Here is a 20,534-nt window from a genome sequence, read left to right as displayed (position 1 = left end):
TCAGGGCCGCTATCCTTGGCGCAGGTTCATTGATCAGGTTTCGCCATGCTTGAGGTTCGCAACGTCTTCAAAAGCTACGCCACCCCCCAGGGCTCCTTGCCGGTGCTGCAAGGCGTCGACCTGACGCTGGAGGCTGGCAGCAGCCTGGCGCTGATGGGCGAATCGGGCAGTGGCAAAAGCACTTTGCTGCACCTGGTGGCCGGTCTGGACAAGGTCGATCGCGGCAGCATCCGCAGCGGCGAGCATCGGCTGGAGGAGATGAACGAGGCGCAACTGGCGAACTGGCGGCGTACTGAAATCGGTCTGGTGTTCCAGCAGTTCAACCTGATCGGCAGTTTGCGCGTTGAGGACAATCTGGCGTTTCAAGCGCGACTCGCCGGGCGCCACGAGCCGCGCTGGCAGGCGCATCTGGTGCAGCGCTTAGGCCTTGGCGATCTGCTCAAACGCTATCCGGAACAGCTTTCCGGTGGCCAGCAACAGCGCGTCGCGTTGGGCCGGGCGCTGGCGTCGCAGCCGAAATTGCTGCTGGCCGATGAACCGACCGGCAGCCTCGACGAAGCGACCAGCGATGAAGTCCTGCGGCTGTTGCTCGAATTGCTCGATGACACGCCGACCACTTTGTTGATGGTTACTCACAGTCAGCGGGTCGCAGCGCAATTGGCGCAGCGCGTGGTGCTGTCCAAAGGTCGGCTGACGTGATGGTTTTTCGCCAGACCCTGCGCGCGCTGCTCAGCCATTGGCGGCGCCATCCGGTGCAGTTTTTCAGTGTGCTGACCGGGTTGTGGCTGGCGACCAGTTTGCTGACCGGCGTCGAAGCGCTGAACAGTCAGGCCCGCGACAGCTACGCCCGCGCCAGCCAGATGATCGGCGGCGAACCGCAGGCCAGCCTGAGCACGCCGAGCGGCGCAACGTTCACTCAGCAATGGTTTGTCGATCTGCGTCGACAGGGTTGGCCGGTGTCGCCGCTGTTGCAGGGCCGTTTGATCCTCAAGGATCACGAAAATCAGCGGCTGCAATTGATGGGCATCGAGCCGGTATCGCTGCCGACGGACTCGGCGGTGGCCGGGCAGGCCATGCCGATCGAGCGCATCGTCGAGTTCTTCTCGCCACCCGGCAGCACATGGATTTCCCCGGATACCTTGCAGGCCTTGAACCTCGCAGAGGGCGCCACGCCGCAGACAGTCAACGGCTTGGTCTTGCCGCCGCTGCGAATGCAAAAGGACATGGCGCCCGGTGTGTTGCTGGTCGACATCGGTATCGCGCAAACCCTGCTCGAACAGCCGGGGCAACTGTCACGGCTGTTGCTGCCCAAGGACTTTCACGCCGAGTTGCCGGCCTCGTTCACAGGTCAGTTGCAGCTGAAAAGCAGCGGCGAGGAAAACAATCTGGCGCGGCTGACCGAGAGCTTTCATCTCAACCTTGATGCCTTGGGATTTCTCTCGTTTCTGGTTGGCTTGTTCATCGTCCACGCGGCGATTGGCCTCGCATTGGAGCAGCGTCGGGGCCTGCTGCGCACGTTGCGCGCCTGCGGTGTCAGCGCGCGAATGTTGATCCTTTGCCTGATCGTTGAGTTGGGCATGCTGGCGCTGATCGGCGGAGTGTTCGGCGTGATCAGCGGCTATTGGCTGGCCAGCGTGCTGCTGCCGGATGTCGCCGCCAGCCTGCGCGGTTTGTACGGCGCGGAAGTGGCGGGGCAGTTGCGCCTGAGCCCTTGGTGGTGGTTCAGCGGCATCGGTTTAAGCCTGTTCGGCGCCTTGCTCGCCGGCGGCAACAGCCTGCTGCGCGCGGCACGATTGCCACTGTTGGCCGTGGCCGATCCGCAAGCCTGGCATCAGCAATATGCGCGCTGGTTGCGGCGGCAAGGTTGGTTGGCGGCAGTGCTGCTTGCGATTGCACTGGCTGCGTTGATCTGGGGTGACAGCCTGGCCAGCGGTTTTGTGTTGATGGCTGGGTTGCTGCTCGGCGCCGCGCTGGCGTTGCCGGTGTTGCTCAGCGCGATACTCAATCAATTGCTCGGGCGCAGTCGTTCGGTGCTCGGTCAGTGGTTTCTCGCCGACTGCCGGCAGCAATTACCGGCGCTGAGTCTGGCGCTGATGGCGTTGCTGTTGGCGCTTGCCGCCAACATCGGCGCCGGCAGCATGACCTCGGGTTTTCGCCAGACCTTCAACGATTGGCTCGAACAACGTCTGAGCGCCGAGCTCTATATCAACCCGAGCAATCCGGCGCAGTCCCGCGAAATGTACAGCTGGCTGCGGCAACAGCCGAACGTCGCAGCGGTGCTACCCAACTGGCAGGTGTCGGTGACGCTGCAAGGCTGGCCGGCGGATGTCTTTGGCGTGATCGATCACCCGCATTATCGCGAGCACTGGCCGTTGCTCGATTCCAGCGGCAGCGATCCATGGGGCCATTTGGCGACGGACGATGCGGTGATGCTCAGCGAACAACTCGCTCGTCGCCTGAAACTGCAGGCCGGCCAGCACCTGACGATCCCCACGCCCAACGGCCCATGGTCGCCGCGCATCGTCGGCATCTACGCCGATTACGGCAATCCGAAAGGGCACCTGCTGGTCAACGTCAATCACCTATTGCGCGGCTGGCCGCAACTGACGCCGAACCGCTTTAACCTGCGTATCGAGCCGAAAAATATCCCGACGCTGTTGAGCGCGTTGCAGACGCGGTTTCAGCTGGATGACAGCCGCATCGTCGATCAGGCGCGGCTCAAGGGCTGGTCGGTTCAAGTGTTCGAACGCACCTTCGCGGCGACGGCGGCGCTGAACAGTCTGACCCTCGCGGTCGCTGGCGTGGCGCTGTTTATCAGCCTGCTGACCCAGAGTCAGAGTCGCCTCGGTCAACTCGCGCCGCTGTGGGCGCTGGGCGTGACGCGCAAACAGTTGATGCTGCTCAACCTCGGTCAAACCTGGCTGCTGGCGGTGCTGACGCTGGTATTGGCATTGCCGCTGGGGATTGCGCTGGCGTGGTGCCTGGACGCGGTGATCAACGTGCAGGCGTTTGGCTGGCGCCTGCCGTTGCGGGTGTTCCCGTGGCAACTGCTGCAACTGATGGGGTTGGCGTTGCTGGCGACATTATTGGCTTCGGCATGGCCGCTGTATTCGCTGTACCGCACGCAACCGGCGGATTTGTTGAGGACGTTTGCCCATGAGGATTAACCGCGTGGTGCTGATGCTCGCGCTGCTGCTCGGCGGTTGCGATCAACCGGCGCCTGAGCAGAAGGGCTTTGCCGGGATGGGCGATAAGGCTGAGGCGTACACAGCGGTGGTGCCGGGGCGGGTGTTCAGCTTTCCAGCGGATCACGGCGCGCATGATGGTTTTCGCATCGAGTGGTGGTACGTCACCGCCAATCTCAAGGATCGGCAGGGCAATCAGTTCGGCGTGCAATGGACGTTGTTTCGCAGCGCCCTGAAACCCGTGCCGGAGCAAGCGGGGTGGAGCAATCAGGTGATCTGGCTGGGGCATGCGGCGGTGACGTCGGCGTCTGCACATCACGCCGCCGAACGTTATGCGCGCGGTGGCGTGGGCCAGGCCGGCGTTCGCGTGGCGCCGTTTGAGGCGTGGATCGATGATTGGCGGTTTAGCAGTCAGGCTGCCGATCCCTTGAGCGATTTACAGCTCAGCGCTCGCGACAAAGACTTCGCCTATCAACTACACCTCACCGCCAATCGCCCGTTGGTGTTGCAGGGTGACAAAGGCTTCAGCCGCAAATCCGCAGAAGGGCAGGCGTCGTATTACTACAGTCAGCCGTTTTTTCAGGCCAACGGTACGTTGCAGATCGACGGGCAGACCTACACCGTCAGCGGCCCGGCGTGGCTTGATCGCGAGTGGAGCAGCCAACCGCTGAGTGCCAACCAGACGGGCTGGGACTGGCTCTCGTTGCATCTGGACAGTGGTGAAAAGGTCATGCTCTTTCGCACCCGCCAGAAGGATGGCGCGCCTTACCTGACCGGCACCTGGATCGCTGCCGATGGCCAGACGCAAACCCTGAGCGGCGATCAGATCGCCCTCACACCGCAAGACACCGTCAACGTCGCCGGGCGCAAAATGCCGATCCGCTGGGTGATCAGCATCCCCGACAAACACCTCGATATTCAGGTCAACGCGCTCAACCCCAAAGCGTGGATGAACCTGCGCATCCCCTACTGGGAAGGCCCGGTGAACATCACTGGCAGTCACCCAGGCCAGGGCTACCTGGAAATGACCGGCTACTAACGGCCACCTACAACCCCTGTGGGAGCGGGCTTGCTCGCGAAGGCGTCATCCCGGCTATTCCGGTGACTGACCCACCGCTTTCGCGAGCAAGCCCGCTCCCACAATGGATTTGCTGATTGCCCCCAAACACCACAAAACCCTGTAGGAGCTGCCGAAGGCTGCGATCTTTTGATCTCGCTGGTTAAACAATCAAAAGATCGCAGCCTTCGGCAGCTCCTACACGGATCGGTTTGAACTCGGGTTGCTGTGGTGTCCTCTATAGAGAAACCTGTCGAGGATTGATCATGAGCGACGACCTGCAACCCCCTGATCTCACCACCTGGCAGCGTCTGTTCGACGACGAAACCTACTGGCAACAATCCCCCGACGCTCACTACCTGGATCTGCAACGCATCGCCGACGACTTGCTCGGCCAAGGCGCCATTGACCTTGAGCAATGGCAGATCCTCCGCGCCAAAGCCGCAGACCTGCACAAGGATTCGCCCGCCATCAACGTCGCCCGTGAACTCGACGACCCCGAAGCCTGAGGACACCCACCATGAAACCCATCACCCCCAGCGAACACCCCGACGAACCGCGTCCCGCCGGCGAAACCGAGCGCGACAACGACGCCCTGCGCCCCACTGATCCCAAGCAGCGCCAAAGCCACGGCAAAGGCACCCCCAGCGGCGAATCCACCGCACAAGACACCGCAAAACAATCTCAAACCAAGCCCTGAACAGCGTCTATGCTCAATCGGACATCCGTCGCCAAAAACGTTTTGGCGACGGTGGCTGCCATTCATCACAGGGAAAGTATTGCTTATGAAGCTCCACGCACTGGCCAAAGCCATCACCCTCGCAACCGTACTGTCCGCCACCAGCTTCGGAGCATTTGCCGCCGATATTCCGCTGTCCGCCACCATCGAAGCGGATCAGGTCACCACCAAAGTCGTCTCCGTCGATCCCGCCAACCATCAGGTTGTGCTCGAAGGCGCGGAAGGCCGTCAGGTTCACGTACAACTCACCGACAAGGCAAAAAACCTCGCCAACCTGAAGGTCGGTGATCTGGTCAAAGTCCAAGTCCAGCGTTCTGTCGCCGCTTACCTGGATACCGACGTGGATAAAGGTCTGCCTGGCACGACCGAACGCACCGGCGAACTGCGCAAGGCGCCGGGCACTGATAACCCTGGCGGCGAAGCGTTTCGTCAGGTTCAGGTACAGCTGAAAATCACCAAAATTGATTTGAAGAAGAATCAGGTAACACTGGAAAACCCGTCGGGCCAATCGAAAACACTCGACGTGAAAAAGCCTGAAATTCAAGCCAAACTGAAAGATCTGAAAGTAGGGCAGAGCGTCATCGTCACTTACACCGATATATTAAAAGTGACCAGTCAGCATGAAAGCTGAGTATTAACTCTACAGGATGATTGTTCTTGTACAGCTTTGTGTATGAGAACAATCATATAAAAGATTCTGTAGGAAGTTTGTCGGTAAATATCGGAGTGACGGAGTTTTAACTTTCCAGTACATAAATTTCACAATTCTTCATGACGACATAACCGCCAACTTCAATTAAAATCCCTTCCGTTCGCCCAGTGTCAGGGCTCTTTACCGGTGCATGGATTGCCAGGCCATAACACTGGGCGAACACTTTAAACGAAGCGTATGTATACAAAATTCGGCAACAAAAAAGGGCGACTGAATAGTCGCCCTTTTTTGTGTCTTTAAATTATGCCGACGCTTGCATCCCGGCCTTGCCTCTCTGCTGTTCAAGACGCTTGATCGACGCCTCGTACATTTTCGTACGCCGATGATCCTTGCCGTAGGTGCCTGCGGCGGCGACGGTGCCTGACTGAATGTGATCCAGATAGCTGAAGATCTTGCGTGGCGACAGAAACTTGATGCCATAGCCCAAGCTCACCATGCGATCCTGCAGCGTATATCCAGGCACCCGATCATCCATGCAAAAGTGCAAACCATGAGACTTGGCCAGACGAGCATTCCACAACGTGCAGAAACTCTTCAGATGAGTTTCCCGATACGGCTTCGGCTCTTTGGTTTTCAAACCCAACTGAGTTTTAGCGCGACGGACATAATGCTTGCAGAAACGCGAAGTTAATCGCCATGTCTCTCTGAGCATTCCGCGATTGATTTGCTCGACACAACCGACGGCGGCGATCTCCGGATTATTCGCGCACTCACGCATCATCATCGCAAATACCTCTTTGTCATAAACAAAGGTATCGGTGTGCAACAGAAACAGATAATCGGTTTCAACCCTGTCCAGCACCAGATCCAGCGCCTTGCCATGCGCGATATGACCCTGCTCACCTTTTACAGAAGGGCGCTCGATCAAATTGATCCAGTCGAGCGTACGCAGATAATCGAGGCTAGCGTCTGCGGAATCGTTGTCCACCACCCACACCGGAATGCGCTGCTCCTGAGCGTGCTCACGCAGCAGCTCAAGGCACATTTTGGTCAAGTCCGGCGTCTTGTAATTCACCAGCACAACGCTGAAATTCGCCTGCTGCTGGGCTGGAAAATCTAAGGCTTTCATATCAGAAGGTCTCATCCGCGACTCATGGGCGACAGTGGTTCATGGGGCGGGATGGTAACGATGGAACCTTAGGTGAACCTTAATTTTGGGGTTAAGGAAGGGGGCGGGGTGTGTCGCGGGGGCGGCAGGCTGGTAGGTGAGTAAGAGAACAGTGGTGCCATCGGGACGTTGCTATGGACGAAGTGACGACGCGACAGCATTGAAGGCGATTGAAAAAAGAAGTAGCAGGAGCGGGTTATTTTTCTCAAGTCACAGTGCTTTTTATTGAAAGTTAGGATTGGGGAAGTTTTAGCGTAAGTAGGTCTAAATGGCACCATCGTTGCGGTAGGCTTTAATGTTAGCGATTGTAATGCTTTCTGCTTTAAAGGTGGCGCTGCATGAGTCATTGATCTCAAGTTTAAATTTGTAGATTTGATCATTATTTGTAATCGATATGCGTGCCACTCCAGTAAAACTGAAATTTTCTACCTTGATGTCTTTGACATTATTAATATAGATACCAAATTCATACTCGTTATATTGTTTTTCTAGCCATTTTTTGGGTGCGAATGCCTGCTCTATTTCGCTATGTAGTTTTAAATAAATGCAATTGCCTTCAAACCGTGCATAGGAAATACACATTTTTGCTGGCGAGTGGCTCTCTCCAAAAATAGAAGTCCACTGTTTTTTGTTAGAAATTGAAGATGTCCACATGCTTTTTCACTCTGATAAGTGCTGGTATCCAAGTTTTTTCAGTAGAAGGCTATTAACATAGCCCGCTTAGAGAAAATAGCGGTGTCACGTGCAAGAAGCATTATTTTGTTTGATTTCGTGAAAACAATGTCGAGCTTCTTGAAATTAGTTTTTTAATATGTTGGAAGCTTCTTTTTTGCGCTGGGTGGGAATATTGGTTCTTGGATCGGTTTAATGGATGCTGAATTTATTGTCGAGAATGTGTGAAATTAATTTCCACGCTGGGAGTGCAATGGTTCACTATTTGGTGATTGGAAAAATAATGACGACCAGTCCATTGATTTCCGCATGTTGTAGATGTGGCATTGATTAAAGTTGTGTTGCCAATTGATTTTTTTCCGCTTGTGAACGGTGATAGATTCATTTTGATGCTTTCGAAAATGAATCTATACTATTTTGCCGTGGTGAATATTTTGTTTTTTTGTTGGGTTGGTTACTTTTTAAAGTTATATGGCTGTTATGTTCTAAGCTCGACGTATTCTTTGAAAAAAGAATAAAAATTATCAGCTATTTCTTTTGATGGTTTTTTCTTAAACAAGTCATAGCTAATGATTTTCCCGTTTTCAGATGGGCTGCAGTCAATTGCCCAGCAAATTTCATCGTCCTTGAAGTAGATGACTGCATATTGCCTTGGTAGTTCGAATTCTGCTCGGCAGCGCGTGGTGCTGTAATTTACTGTTCCGCCATTGTCTATAGTTGCATCGTTGTCCTCAATTCCGCATATTTCTGAATCCGCTGCGCCACCACCACCGCATACAACCAAAAAATCAAAAAAGTCTTGAGGCAATTTTAGTCCAAGAATACTTTCGAGTTTTTCAACTTGCTCGGTACTTGTTGGGCCAAGCCAAAAAGTTTCTTCGTCCGAATTGTCTAATTTTGTTATCAGATCTTGATAGTTATGCATGGTTGTACTCACTCAAAGTCTTTGGCTCGTTCCTTCCAGTATGCTTTCCTGAATTTTGCATACTGCAATTCAAGTTTTGGATCATTCCTGAAACTGTCGCCATCTTCAATAGTACCATGTAGTTCTCTATGGTATTTCTTATGTACGGTGCCGGTAAGCTCTACCATTGGCCCTGGTTCATCACCCGTCACGTGGTGAAGGTTTATATATTTTCCATCTGGACCAATTGGGGCGTTCCCGTTTTTCATAAGATCCAGGTTGCTCCACCCGTCCTCTTCGATTTTTTTGCGTATCCGAGGGTCAACGCTTTTATCTATTGTGCTAGGGATCCCAGGCTCCACGTCTACAGAATTTTTATAGACTTTACGACCCAGTACTTCCTCGGGTTTGTATTTGGTGCTCGAAAATTTGCGAATATCTTTTTCGGGAGTACCCGGCTCCTCCGGGCAATCACCAGGAAAACAACTCAACCCCAACGGATCCACCCACCCCGTAGGGTTAGGCACGTACTGGTAGTTATTCAACCCACCCGCAAGCTTGATCGGATCCGGCGTCAAAAACCGTCCAGTCCCCGGATTGTAGTAGCGGTGCCGGTTGTAATGTAACCCTGTCTCCGCATCGAAATACTGACCTTGGAACCGTAACGGGTTATCGATTTCGCTGATGTCCAACTCGGCGAGGTTGCCGTAGGCACGGTATTTCGCCGACCACATGATCTCTCCGCTGTAGTCGGTGAGTTCTTGAGGGGTGCCTAGGTGGTCGAGTTGGTAATAGAACGGCGTTGCCTTTATGGGGCCTTCGCCATCGAGCATGGCCAGTGGGCGGAAGCTGCCGGGTTCGTAGATGTAGGTGCGATAGCGATTCTCGGCGCTTTCGGCGATCAGGCGTTCACCTTGCCAGAGGAACTCGGTGGTCTGACCATTAACGGTTTTCTCAATGCGACGGCCAAAGGCGTCGTATTTGTAGCTGGCATTGCTACCACCGGGCAGGCTGACACCAATCAAACGGTGCTGGCAGTCGTATTGGTATTCGGTGACGATTTTTTGTCCGGCACCGCGGCGTTCGCGGGCGAGATTGCCGTAGGCGTCGTAGTCGTAATGCCGGTCGCCTTGCATAAGCAGGCGATTGCCTTTGACGTTGGCGAGGTTGGCAGCCGGCAGGTCACTTTGACCCAGCAGGTTGCCGGCGGGGTCATGGGCGAAGGTTTCGGGTGTGGCGCCGCGAACGCTGATCAGCCTATCGAGCGGATCATAATGGTAGCTGCGATTGCCTTTGCGGCTGTCGTCAATGCCGGCGAGGTTGCCGTTGGAGTCGTAGTTGTAGCGACGCTGGAACAGATTGCGATCCTGCTGACCTACGGTGTGCGCTTGAAGCCTTCCCTGTTCGTCGTATTGGTATTGGCTGAGCAGAACGCCTTGTTGGCGCTGTTGCTCACGGCCAGCATCGAACTGGTGCGTAGTCAGGCGCGAACCATTGAGGTCGATACTGCTCAACCGACCGCCGGACAAGTGGCGATAATCGAGCGTGCTGCCGTCGGGGAGTCGGCACTGGCTCAGTTGGCCGACGCTGTCGTACTCGTAACGCGTGGTACCCCAGCCCTGGTGTTCCGTGATCAGTCGGTCTTGTACATCGTATTCATAGGCGAGGGGCCAGAGGCCATCGTTAACGTTTACCAGGCGACCCAATGCGTCGTAGCTGTAATGGATTTCTTCGCCGTCAGCGAGGGTTTTGACCAGCAAGCGGCCAGAGGTGTCGCGCTGATACGCGGTAACCAGCTCACTGCCATCGTCGCCGAATTCAGTTTTCTTCAGCAGCTTCCCGTTGAGATCGTACTCGTACGCGGTGCGGCGCCCGTCGAAACCGGTTTCCTGCTGGATCAGGCCGTTGGCGTAGTAATCAAGGTGGTAATTTTCGCCGCGTTCGTTTTCGATCTCAGTAAGCAGCAGGCGCGCATTGTCGTAGCGATAACGAAGTTGGCTACCATCCGGGTTGATTCGACGACTGACCAAGTGGAGATTGTCGGCGTATTCATAGCGAGTAATACGCCCAAGCTCGTCGCGTTCTGCGGTGACGCGCCCGTACGGGTTGTATGTGAACGCGCGGTTAGCGCCTCCCGGCAGGGTGATCTGTGCCAGACGGTTAGCGGCATCCCATTGGTAATGAGTGATCGCTCCGGTTTCTTCCTGACGCGTAATTTGCCTGCCGAGGGCATCGTAGCGGTACTTGCGCTGGCCACCGTCGGGCAGACGTTCCTCCAGCAATTGGCCGAGGTTGTTCCAACCTAACTGGTGGCGGCTGCCGTCGGGATGACGGATCTCCAGCAAGCGGCCTTGGCGGTCGTAGCTGTAGTGTGTCGAGTTACCATCAGGGTCGATTTGTTCGGTGATATCGCCTTGGTCGTTACGCCAGTAAATCCACTTGGCAGTACCGCGATTCACGACTCGGACAAAGCCGTTGTAGTACTCGTAGGTGGTTGGCGCGTCTTCTGGCGGAATCACCGCGACCAAGCGACCTGCTTCGTTGTACTGATACTCGGTGACCGCACCCATCGGATCTTTTTCTGCGATCAATCGGCCCTTGTCGTCGTAGGCCTTTAAGTGCTCAGCACCATCCGGATCTACTTTGGCGACGAGTCGTGCCTTGTCATCGTGGGTGTAGACCTCTTCGCTGCCATCGGCATTGGTAACCGTGACGCTGCCTTTGTCATCCCAAGCGTAGTGCGCATCCATCTGAGAGAAACTTGCCCAGTGATGAATGCAACGCGCGGACTTGCCTTCCTTTTCCCATTCCCAGTAAAAACTTGCGCCGCCGGCGAGTTGCCGCTCAAGAATGACGTTTTGCTCGTTGTAGGCGTAACGCTCGGACTCTCCCAGCGCGTTAGTGGCTTTGATCAAGCGATGTTGAGCATCGTATTCATAAGTGGTCAGCGTCTGGACGGTGTTCCAGGCGTCTTCAAGATTGTCAGCCGGAATAAATTGCTGATAATCGATGGCGACAATGTGCTTGCGGTCGTAACGGACGAGTAGGGCGCGGCCGGCCCCATTATCCACGCGCTTGATACGCCCATGGATGTCTCGCGTGATATGCAGGCGGTTGTCGTAGTGGTCGCTTATGGCGATCAGCGTCGCGCCTTTGCTGTTGAAGCGGAAGTGATAGAACTGCGGTTTATCGCCAGCTTGTGTCAGCACGAGTTCGGATGGATCGTCGCCAAGAAAGATCGCGGCTTCCGAAAGGCTGTTAGTGATCGCCGGCCGTTGTACGCTGGGCAGTGGGAAAGTGGTGACCCGGTTTTCGTGATCGGTCCATACAACTTCATCGCCGTTGATGTCCACTCGTTGTGCGAGCGCATGACTCCAGCCATAGCCCAGGCCGCAGTCGATCTCAGCTGCACTGGTTCGGTAAAGGCGAGTCCAACTGAACGGCAGCAAGCCACCGAGCTCACCATCAGTAATTGTCAGCAACTCTTCGCCCGTAACCATAGAGACAGGGCAGCCATTGGTGCAGGTCTTTTTGGCGCACGTAGCACTTTTGTCATCGGGTGTTTTGGACTGATTAGACGCGTCGTCGACTTTTTCTTTCGGTTGTAACGAGCCGCTATGTTTTTTGTCTCGTGGAAACGAGGAGGCATCCTTGACCTCTTGCTTCGGAGTGTCCGCCGTTTTAGGTAGCTGCTTCTGGGGAGGCTTTTGCGCCACTTGGTTCCGCGGAGCCCCTTTCGACGCTTCAGCAGCGGCTTCATCGATCTTCAATGCAGCCGTTTTAGCAGGCTTCATCGGGACGTTTTTGGCGCTAGCGATGACGGGTTTCGACACTTCCGCGTGCGCTGGCAGGCTGTGCTTGTTGCTGAGGGTCATCAGCGTTGAGGCGAGATCCTCAAGGTACTTGACCGCTTCGCCGGACTTCACGGTAGACAGGGCTTTCGTTCCCAGTCGAATGGCGAGACCAGCGCCGCCAGTGAGGCAGATACCGAGTACTACGTTGATCAGAAACTCCGAGGCGATCCCTCCGATGACATCAACCACAACTTGTGGCGGCAACATACCGACCCACGCCACGATTGCCGATACGTAGATGAACATCAGGGGTTCGTCGCTAAGGATCAGCAGCCCCGAGGCGATCGACTCTTTAGATGCCGCGTAAAGTTTGTCGATCTCAATATCTGTCAGGTAGTTCTTCAGCTTTTGATAGTTTTTCTCCGGATGCGCTAGCAGCTCGAAGAGACTCTTGATGTCATCCCAGAGTCGCAGCAGGGCTTCTTCGAAAGTTTTCAACGCTCTTTTGAGCAAAATCTCCGAACGTCCGATACGATCCGCTGCCGAGTAACTGGCCCACTGTGGCTGGAACTTGCCCGACCATTCGCTTTGCAGCCAGCCGCCAAGTTTGCCGATGACACCTTGATACGAATCATAGAGCGCCTTCACATCGCTCTGAGATACGTTGGGGAAAAAGGTGATGCGATAGGTTTGCCCTTTCTTGGCGCCTTCGATCACTTTGATACCGCTTGGGCCGATCATGGTTTCGATAACCGGGCCGGTGACGTCGTCGTAGAAGGTGCCTTTGGTGACAGGCTCCAGTTTGACGGGGGTATTACCAATGGGCACGAAGCGCGCTGACTCGAACATGTGAATCAGCGTGAAGTCACCTACCAAAGGGCAGGTAGCATAGGTTTTCACCGCGCCCGTTTCGGTTTTCCGTTCGGTGATAGTCACTTCGTTACCGACCTTGAAGGTCTGGTCGACATCGAGCGCCCAGCCAGTCCAGAAGCCGTCTGCCCATTCCTTGTAATCGCTCAGGCAGTTTTTGAAGTCATTGAGAATCAGGTTCACGTCAGGCGCTTTCGCGTCCAGCACGCGCAGAACCAAGGTACCAATTGGGTCGTTCATGACGTGACTTCCTTTGTCAGCTGTGCAGCGAGACGCTCTGCCATATCTTCTGTGTTTGGGTTCTGGCGCACGAAGCGCTCAACCTTTCTGCGCAAGTTGGCTTCAGGGAATTCGAAGTACAACTGCGGGCAATCCTCTGATAGCCACTGCATCAGGTTCTCGACGACGGTGGTGTGATCCTTTTGCGCGAGGGTATCCAACAGCGATTGGGGCACCTCCCACCACGGCCACTGTTTTGCGGGAGGCACAGTTCTTATGCCGACCTCAAGGGTTTGTCCGTTGATCAAATAGCGTTGGAATACCGGGAGCAACTCGCCTGCTGAGGCGCCTAAACCTTCGATGATCGGGTAGATGTGTCGACCGTCCCAGAACCTGAAAAACACCTCAGTAGCGTCCGGCATTTTTACCTGAGTCAGGCTGCGCAAATGCTCCAGCACCGTTTCCGGCGCGCTGGTGGATACCGCCAGCCAGCCCCAATCCAATGCATCGGTTTCGGCCACCCATTCGAGGAAACGCGTACCGGCCGTGATCTCAGCGAGATAAGGCATGACCGGAAGCCAGTCGGCGTAAGGCGTTCCGCCCCAGATGGGCAATAGTTGTGGCGCGGCATTTTGCTGATAAAAAGGTTTTAGCGGCGCGCCATCGCTCGCCGCACTAATCACCAAATACAGTCGCTCACCAGTTTGCAGCGGCTGTTGTGCCAGCCAGTCCTTGGGTGTCAGTCGATCAGATGGCACAGGCACCTGCCTTGCATTTTTCGCACTCTTCGCAGAATGGCGCGTTGCGTTTGAGGGTGTTGGTTTGCGCCGGTGTCAGGACTTGGCCGGCCTTGTCGGCGTCGGCCTGTTTGAGGATGCCGGGCATCAGCGGGGCGGCGCCGGTTCCGGTGCCGGGGCTGCCGCCGGAGTTCATGTTGATCACCGGGCCGCTCATGGTCACGCCGCCGGCGTCGATTTTGATGAAGCTACCGCCGCCGATGAGGGTCAGTTCGGCGCCGGCTTCGAGCACGACTTTCATGCCGCTGCTGAGGTGGATTTCCTGGCCGGCGTCGATGAATTGGCCGGTGCCGATTTTGATGTGCTGGTTGACGCCCACGGTGAGGTGGTCGTTGGCGCGCGCTTCGACTTTGCGGTCGGCGTAGACGGTGTGGTGTTCTTCGGCTTTGAATTCGCTGTAGCTGTTTTGCTCGACGGTGTCGTGGCGCTCGTTGCCGACGCGGATTTTCTGGTCGTGCTCGATGTTCTCGTCCCAGTCGCGCTGGGCGTGCAGGAAGATCTGTTCCTGACCTTTTTTGTCTTCGATGCGCAGTTCGTTGTAGCCGCCACCGCCCATAGAACTGAGGGTCTTGAACGTGCTGCGGGTTTTGTTCGCCGGCAGCTCATACGGGACGGTGTTTTCCTTGTGGTACAGGCAGCCGCTGATCAGCGGTTGATCGGGGTCGCCTTCAAGGAAGGTGACCAGCACTTCCATGCCGATGCGCGGGATGGCGATGCCACCGTATTGCGCTCCGGCCCAAGCGCTGGAGACACGCAGCCAGCAGCTGGTTTTGTCGTCGGCCAGGCCTTCGCGATCCCAGTGGAATTGCACTTTGACGCGGCCGTATTCGTCGCAGTGGATCTCTTCACCTTTGGGCCCAGTGACCACGGCGCTCTGACTGCCGAGGATGCGCGGTTTCGGGTGGTTCAGCGGCGGGCGGTTCGGCACGTCCCACGGCGTGGCCTGAAAGCGGTTGCGGTAACCCTGATGGAAATCGTCTTTCAGCGCGGTGGTGTCACTGGTGACCGATTCTTCCAGCACCTGCGGCTGCTTGCCTTCGTGGAGTACTTCGGTGAGCAGCCAGAGGTCATTCCATTTGGCTTTCGGGTGTTGCGTCAGCGCGAGAAAGTGGCCGCTGACCAGCAATGGCTGATCGCTTTTGCCTTCGGCGAGCTGGAAGTCGCTGCGATGGCGTTCGAGGGCGCGTTTGGCCAGGTGTTTGCCGCGCTCGCGGTCAACGAAACGGCCTGGGTAGTCGTAGTCTTCGAGGTCGGGCAGGGCGTCGCCACGGTTTTCGCTTTCGAGGGTGAGGCGCGGTTTTTCGAAGTCGTAATCGCGGCGGGTGGTGCGGCTGGTGCGAGTTTCCAGGCGCAGGTCGAAGCGCTTGATCACCGGGTCGCTGGCGACCATGCCGGAGTCTTGCTGATAGGCCACGGGCGCGAGTTTCGGGAATATCGTCTGGTCATCGCCGAACAGCAGTTTGTGGCCCATGGCGCTGTGCTGGAAGTGGTAGTGAATGCCTTCTTCTTCGCACAGGCGCTGGATGAAATGCAGATCCGATTCATCGTATTGCACGCAGTAAATGCGCTCGGGATAAATCGAACCGGTTTTGAATTCGTAGGCGTTGCCTTGGATACCGTGCTCTTCAAGCACCATGCCGATGATTTTCGGCACTGTAAGGTTCTGGAAGATGCGCTGGTTGACGCGGTGCGCGAGGTACGCGAGTTGCGGGCGCAGGGTCACGGAGTAGCGAGTCAGGCGTTTGCCGGAATCGCCTTGCGCGGCGCGGTAGATCTGGCCGTGAATGCCGCTGCCGTCGGGTGACAGTTGCAGAAAGGCCGGTTTGTGCAGCAGGGTTTCGAGATCCAGCGACGGCTGCTCACTGACCAGCTCCACCTCGAAGACAAAAGGCTGGCTGATGGCTTCCCGGCCTTGCAGGGTAAACACCTGAAAGTCAGCGGAAAGACCTTCGATGGTCAGGGCAAAGTGGGTTTCATTGGCCGGCGCGAACATCCCTTGTTCCTCGTGCTGTCACAAAAATCTGGAGTTGCGAAAACAACATCGACCAGCAGAGCTGGCCGATGCTTGTAACAATCAGCCGTAATTAAACGACTGGAGCACGCCAGTCATCGGAACCCGAAGTACCGGATACTTCGTGGGTCCAGGTGATTTTGCGGTAGGTGAACTGCACTTCTTCCAGGTGGGTGAAGTGCGAGTTGCCTGGATCCTGGCAGTTGTGCATTTTGTTGTTGATGGCGACGATGATCGCGTCTTCCAGTTTGGTGGTGTAGTAGTGCTCTTGGGTACCTTGAGCAGAAGTACGGAACCACTGGATAACGATTTCGCTCATGCGCTCGCCGGAGGTCAGAGCAGCTTGCAGCAGAGGCGAAGCCTTGTCGTAGACCTTGGTGATCACAACTGGCTTGTGAACGCGCTGACCGGTTGGCTGACCGGATTGTGGGTCACGCGGGATGATCACGTCGTGGCTGAAAGCCTGAACCATAACCTGGTCTTCGTGGCCTTCCTGGTAGGTGTTGCCAACGGAGTCGGCGGTGAAGGCGCCGGCAGTGATCAGGCCTTGTTTTTCGCCGGTAACCGACATGTACGCTGGTGTTGCCATGGGGTGCTCTCCTTGCGGAATAAAGTTTAGGTGCCCGGAGGCGAAAACGCCCGGTGGGTGCCTGACAGTTATCAAGGAGCGTGCCAACAGGTTTTAGAGCCAGTGAAACCGGGGAGTTCGCTAATGCGCAGAGCTGAATTCAGGATGACTTACGGTGATTCATGGCGAATGTGCGCAAGAAGTTGCGCAGTGGTGCGCAACTTCTTGCGCACTCGCCTGAAGCCCTTGTCGCCTCTAGTGTGTAGCGGGATTGATGGCCGCGGATCATCAACAAGTGCGCAACTTCTTGCGCATCAAGGCCTGATGCCATCACCCGCTCATTTGAAACGATCCTGCGTTACTGAGGGTCAATCACTCACACCCGCAGACCTGCGTCTGAAAATTCCTCAAACCGAGTGAGACCGAACGACATGAAAATTCTGATGGTTCTGACCTCCCACGATCAATTGGGCGACACCGGCAAGAAAACCGGCTTCTGGCTGGAGGAGTTCGCTGCCCCGTATTACGTGTTCAAGGATGCCGGCGCGCAGCTGACACTGGCCTCGCCCAAGGGTGGTCAGCCGCCGCTGGATCCCAAGAGCGACGAGCCGGCTGCGCAGACTGAAGCGACCGGGCGCTTTCGCAAGGATTCTGCGGCGCAGTCGGCGTTGGCTTCGACGGTGAAACTGGGCTCTGTGAAAGCGGCGGATTTCGATGCGGTGTTTTACCCGGGCGGTCATGGGCCGCTGTGGGATCTGGCCGAGGATCGTCATTCCATCGCGTTGATCGAGGCGTTTTATAACGCGGGTAAACCGGTGGCGGCGGTGTGTCATGCGCCGGGCGTGTTGCACCATGCCAAAGGTCCGGACGGTGAACCGCTGGTCAAGGGCAAGCAGGTGACTGGGTTTACCAACAGTGAGGAAGAGGCGGTGCAGTTGACGAATGTGGTGCCGTTTTTGGTTGAGGATGAGTTGAAGGCCAAGGGCGGGATTTTTTCGAAAGGGCCGGATTGGTCGGTTTACACCCGTGAGGATGGGTTGTTGCTGACGGGGCAGAATCCGGCTTCTTCGGAAGAGACGGCGTTTGCGTTGCTTTCAAAATTGCGCTGAGGTTTTTTTAAGATCAAAAGATCGCAGCCTTCGGCAGCTCCTACAGGGGAGTCCACACCCTAATGTAGGAGCTGCCGCAGGCTGCGATCTTTTCAGCGGTTACCCGAAAGTGCGGCCAGGCTCTCATCAATTGAGCGCTTTTGGGTTTCGGCATATAAGCCCAGCTCGTCGATGGTCGTGCGGCCCAGTGCCTGTTCGAACGCCTTTCGGTTGGAATGCTCGCCGTAGTGCGTTTGCGCGGCATCGCCAAGGTTCGAGTGAAAAATCCCCGCCGCGCTAACCGGCAGGAAATCTTCGTACACCAGCGGTTCTGCCTTCACGTAGCCATCGCGCAGTAATTGCTCCAGTGACGCGTCGCCAAGTCCTCCCGCCGCCAGTCCTTTTTCCGTAGCGAAATAGCGAAAATACGCCAGCTCTTGTTCGCGCATGCCCTCGACGCTGTCAGGAAATTCGCCAAAGTGCTGAGTCATCAGCGCGTTGTAGTGTGCGGCGTTGGCTTCGTTGGGGAAGTCCCCCAGTTCATCGCGAGCAGCATTCAACAGTAAGTCATACAGTGCGCGACCCTTGGGTGTGAGTGCTGCACCGCGCTGTTCGATTTCGCCGAAACGCGCGCTGTGGCTGCCTCGGATTTCGTCCTGGTCGGTAAAGGCGATTGGCTCATCCAGCGCTTTGAAACTGGTCTGGCGCAGCAAGATCGGGCACTGCCGGCGCGGCGGGCCTTCAATCACGGCTTTCGGGGTGATGCCATGGGCGGGCATTTGCTCTTGCACGCGGTCGATGTCCAGCGTGCGCGGCGTCAGGTGGTTGATGTGCGGGCCTTTGAAGGCAACCACGTCGGCAATCAATCGATGTTGAGCGCTGAGCGTCTGGTACTGCGCGGCGGTGACCGTTGCGCTGTGATGCCAGCGAAAGGTCTCCAATGCCTGTAGGACGAATTCCTGCGCTTCGCTTTCCGCCAGTCCGCCAGCGGTTTCTGCCTGGGAAATTAGACGCAACGCTGTAGGCGTAAAGATCGAACGCTTGGCCAGCACGGATTCAGCGAAGGTGCGCAGCTCAAGGTCTTTGATCAACTCCAGTCGCAGCAACGACGTGAAGACCCTGAACGGGCTGACTTGCAGCGAATCCTCATGCACCGCGCGAAACGCCGTGGAATGCACCGGCACACCCGCCGGCGTCAGATCGTAATAACCCACCGGTTGCATGCCCATCACCGCAAACAGGCGGGCGAGGGTGGCCAGTTCGGTCGCGGTACCGACGCGAATGGCGCCGTGACGTTCCATGTCCAGTCGTTCGATTTCGCCGGTACTTTCCAGTTGCCGGGCAATTTGCGTGTCCCGGTCAAGAACGCTGCGATTAGTCTGTTCGACCAATTCCATCAGCGCGCCGTACAGCGGCACTTCTTCTCGGTACATGTCGGACATCGCTTTGGAGAAGCGTTGGCGGATCAGGTCGGGGCTGACGAACGGCTGCACGGTCATGAAAAAAATTCCTGCCACGGTCACGTATTGGATAGATGAAAAGATCGCAGCCTTCGCCTACGTCGGCAAACGAAGAATCCTACGAACTTCATTCTGCCAACGACTGATCCACCAGTTCGATCCAGTGCATGACTGGCGTGCGGCCGGCGCTGGCCAAGTGGCTTTGGCAGCCAATGTTTGAGGTGACGATCAGCTCAGGACGGCCGCTCTCCAGCGCATTGAGGCGGTTGTCGCGCAGTTGCCGGGCCAGCACCGGTTGGGTCAATGAGTAAGCCCCTGCTGAACCGCAGCACAAATGGCCATCGGGGACAGCGGTGAGGTTGAAACCGATGCGGGACAAGACTGCTTCGACGGCGCCGTCAAGTTTCAACGCGTACTGCAAGGTGCACGGGCAATGCACGGCGATGCGTCGTTCGCTGGCGGCGCACACTTGCTCCAGCGGTTCTCGGGTGAGGATCTGCACCAGATCCACGGTCATTTCGCTGATGCGCTGCGCTTTCGCCGCGTACAGCGGATCGTCCGCGAGCAAATGCCCGTAATCCTTGATGAACGCGCCGCAGCCGCTGGCCGTTTGCACAATTGCTTCGGCGCCGTTTTGCAGATGTGGCCACCACGCGTCGATGTTCTGTCGGGCGCGGGCGAGGCCTTTGGCTTGGGCGTCGAGGTGATAATCCAGCGCACCGCAACAACCGGCCTCGGCCACCGGCGTGACGCTGATGCCCAAGCGATCCAGCACCCGCGCCGTCGCGTCGTTGGTGTTCGGCGACAAACCCGGTTGCACGCAGCCTTCGAGCAACAACACACGGCGAGCATGCCGAGGGGCAGGGCGCGAACCGTTGACCAACAGATGCTGCGGCAGTTTGCTCTCAAGCAAGCGCGGCAGCAGCGGGCGAAACGTTGTGCCCACTCGCAGCAGTCCTTTGAACAGTCGCGGATTCGGCGCCAATGCGCGTAGGCCTTCGCGCAATAGACGTTGAGCGGCCGGGCGCGGCACCGCGTGGTCGACCACCGCGCGACCGATGTCGAGCAAGTTGTGATAGTCGACGCCGGACGGGCAGGTGGTTTCGCAGTTGCGGCACGACAGGCAGCGATCCAGATGCAGTTGTGTCTGCGCGGTTGGCGGCGCGCCCTCGAGCACCTGCTTGATCAGGTAGATGCGCCCGCGCGGGCCGTCGAGTTCGTCGCCGAGCAATTGATAGGTCGGGCACGTCGCGTTACAGAAACCGCAATGCACACAGGTGCGCAGGATTTTTTCCGCCTCGGCGGCGCGGGGCAACTGTAGCGATTGTTCGCTGAGGGTGGTTTGCATGG

Annotated in this window: 16 protein-coding genes; 7 read left to right on the top strand and 9 right to left on the bottom strand. The window is 56.7% G+C overall.

The annotated features are described in order from the left end of the window. Positions 1–45: 45 nt before the first annotated feature. From KFS80_RS23680 to KFS80_RS23655, 6 genes are all read left to right on the top strand, one after another. Positions 46–699, top strand: coding sequence for an ABC transporter ATP-binding protein (locus KFS80_RS23680; protein ID WP_212546137.1), 654 nt, complete (start codon positions 46–48; stop codon positions 697–699). After that, entirely contained in the window at positions 696–3,167 is a 2,472-nt protein-coding gene (locus KFS80_RS23675) for an ABC transporter permease (RefSeq protein ID WP_212546136.1), read from the top strand. Before KFS80_RS23680 ends, KFS80_RS23675 begins: the two co-directional genes overlap by 4 nt. After that, positions 3,157–4,224 carry a lipocalin-like domain-containing protein gene (locus KFS80_RS23670; RefSeq protein WP_212546135.1) on the top strand — a complete coding sequence of 356 codons (1,068 nt, stop codon included), beginning with the start codon at positions 3,157–3,159 and terminating at the stop codon, positions 4,222–4,224. The genes KFS80_RS23675 and KFS80_RS23670 overlap by 11 nt, the downstream gene beginning before the upstream one ends. A gap of 284 nt (positions 4,225–4,508) precedes the next feature. Next, entirely contained in the window at positions 4,509–4,751 is a 243-nt protein-coding gene (locus tag KFS80_RS23665) for a hypothetical protein (RefSeq protein WP_053119173.1), read from the top strand. An 11-nt stretch (positions 4,752–4,762) separates the two neighbouring features. Further along, positions 4,763–4,942 carry a hypothetical protein gene (locus KFS80_RS23660; protein ID WP_053119175.1) on the top strand — a complete coding sequence of 60 codons (180 nt, stop codon included), beginning with the start codon at positions 4,763–4,765 and terminating at the stop codon, positions 4,940–4,942. A gap of 85 nt (positions 4,943–5,027) precedes the next feature. Continuing rightward, positions 5,028–5,612 carry a hypothetical protein gene (locus tag KFS80_RS23655; protein WP_159812497.1) on the top strand — a complete coding sequence of 195 codons (585 nt, stop codon included), beginning with the start codon at positions 5,028–5,030 and terminating at the stop codon, positions 5,610–5,612. A gap of 322 nt (positions 5,613–5,934) precedes the next feature. Here KFS80_RS23655 and KFS80_RS23650 read toward each other — a convergent pair whose 3' ends face one another. The 7 genes from KFS80_RS23650 to KFS80_RS23620 all read right to left on the bottom strand — a co-directional run bounded on the left by KFS80_RS23650 (position 5,935) and on the right by KFS80_RS23620 (position 16,657). Next, complete coding sequence (locus KFS80_RS23650) at positions 5,935–6,762, bottom strand: glycosyltransferase (RefSeq protein WP_212546134.1); 828 nt, start codon at positions 6,760–6,762, stop codon at positions 5,935–5,937. A gap of 303 nt (positions 6,763–7,065) precedes the next feature. After that, positions 7,066–7,455 (bottom strand): Imm50 family immunity protein, encoded by a 390-nt coding sequence (locus tag KFS80_RS23645; RefSeq protein ID WP_212546133.1) that lies wholly within the window; start codon positions 7,453–7,455, stop codon positions 7,066–7,068. Positions 7,456–7,951: 496 nt separating this feature from the next. Further along, complete coding sequence (locus KFS80_RS23640; protein WP_212546132.1) at positions 7,952–8,398, bottom strand: SMI1/KNR4 family protein; 447 nt, start codon at positions 8,396–8,398, stop codon at positions 7,952–7,954. Between the two features lie 8 nt (positions 8,399–8,406). Then, complete coding sequence (locus KFS80_RS23635; RefSeq protein WP_212546131.1) at positions 8,407–13,281, bottom strand: RHS repeat-associated core domain-containing protein; 4,875 nt, start codon at positions 13,279–13,281, stop codon at positions 8,407–8,409. Then, a complete protein-coding gene (locus tag KFS80_RS23630) occupies positions 13,278–14,018 on the bottom strand; it encodes a DUF4123 domain-containing protein (protein ID WP_212546130.1) in 741 nt (246 codons plus the stop codon). The genes KFS80_RS23635 and KFS80_RS23630 overlap by 4 nt, the downstream gene beginning before the upstream one ends. Next, complete coding sequence (locus KFS80_RS23625; protein ID WP_212546129.1) at positions 14,008–16,050, bottom strand: type VI secretion system Vgr family protein; 2,043 nt, start codon at positions 16,048–16,050, stop codon at positions 14,008–14,010. The genes KFS80_RS23630 and KFS80_RS23625 overlap by 11 nt, the downstream gene beginning before the upstream one ends. A 91-nt stretch (positions 16,051–16,141) precedes the next feature. Further along, the gene (locus KFS80_RS23620) at positions 16,142–16,657 is read right to left on the bottom strand and encodes an Hcp family type VI secretion system effector (RefSeq protein ID WP_007919523.1); all 516 of its coding nucleotides are present in this window, start codon (positions 16,655–16,657) and stop codon (positions 16,142–16,144) included. Positions 16,658–17,067: 410 nt separating this feature from the next. Here KFS80_RS23620 and KFS80_RS23615 point away from each other — a divergent pair, with 410 nt between their 5' ends. Further along, on the top strand, positions 17,068–17,745 hold the full coding sequence (locus KFS80_RS23615) for a type 1 glutamine amidotransferase domain-containing protein (protein WP_212546128.1): 678 nt from the start codon (positions 17,068–17,070) through the stop codon (positions 17,743–17,745). 92 nt (positions 17,746–17,837) lie between these two features. Here the strand turns inward: KFS80_RS23615 and hglS are convergent, their stop codons facing one another. After that, positions 17,838–19,223, bottom strand: coding sequence for a 2-oxoadipate dioxygenase/decarboxylase HglS (gene hglS, locus KFS80_RS23610; protein WP_212546127.1), 1,386 nt, complete (start codon positions 19,221–19,223; stop codon positions 17,838–17,840). 88 nt (positions 19,224–19,311) lie between these two features. Beyond that, the gene (gene glcF, locus KFS80_RS23605) at positions 19,312–20,532 is read right to left on the bottom strand and encodes a glycolate oxidase subunit GlcF (protein ID WP_212546126.1); all 1,221 of its coding nucleotides are present in this window, start codon (positions 20,530–20,532) and stop codon (positions 19,312–19,314) included. Between the last annotated feature and the right edge of the window lie 2 nt (positions 20,533–20,534).

This window comes from Pseudomonas rustica, assembly GCF_018336155.1.
Lineage (GTDB): Bacteria > Pseudomonadota > Gammaproteobacteria > Pseudomonadales > Pseudomonadaceae > Aquipseudomonas > Aquipseudomonas rustica.
The sequence above is the reverse complement of the archived record's forward strand: the minus strand, read 5'-3'. Positions and strand labels throughout refer to the sequence as shown.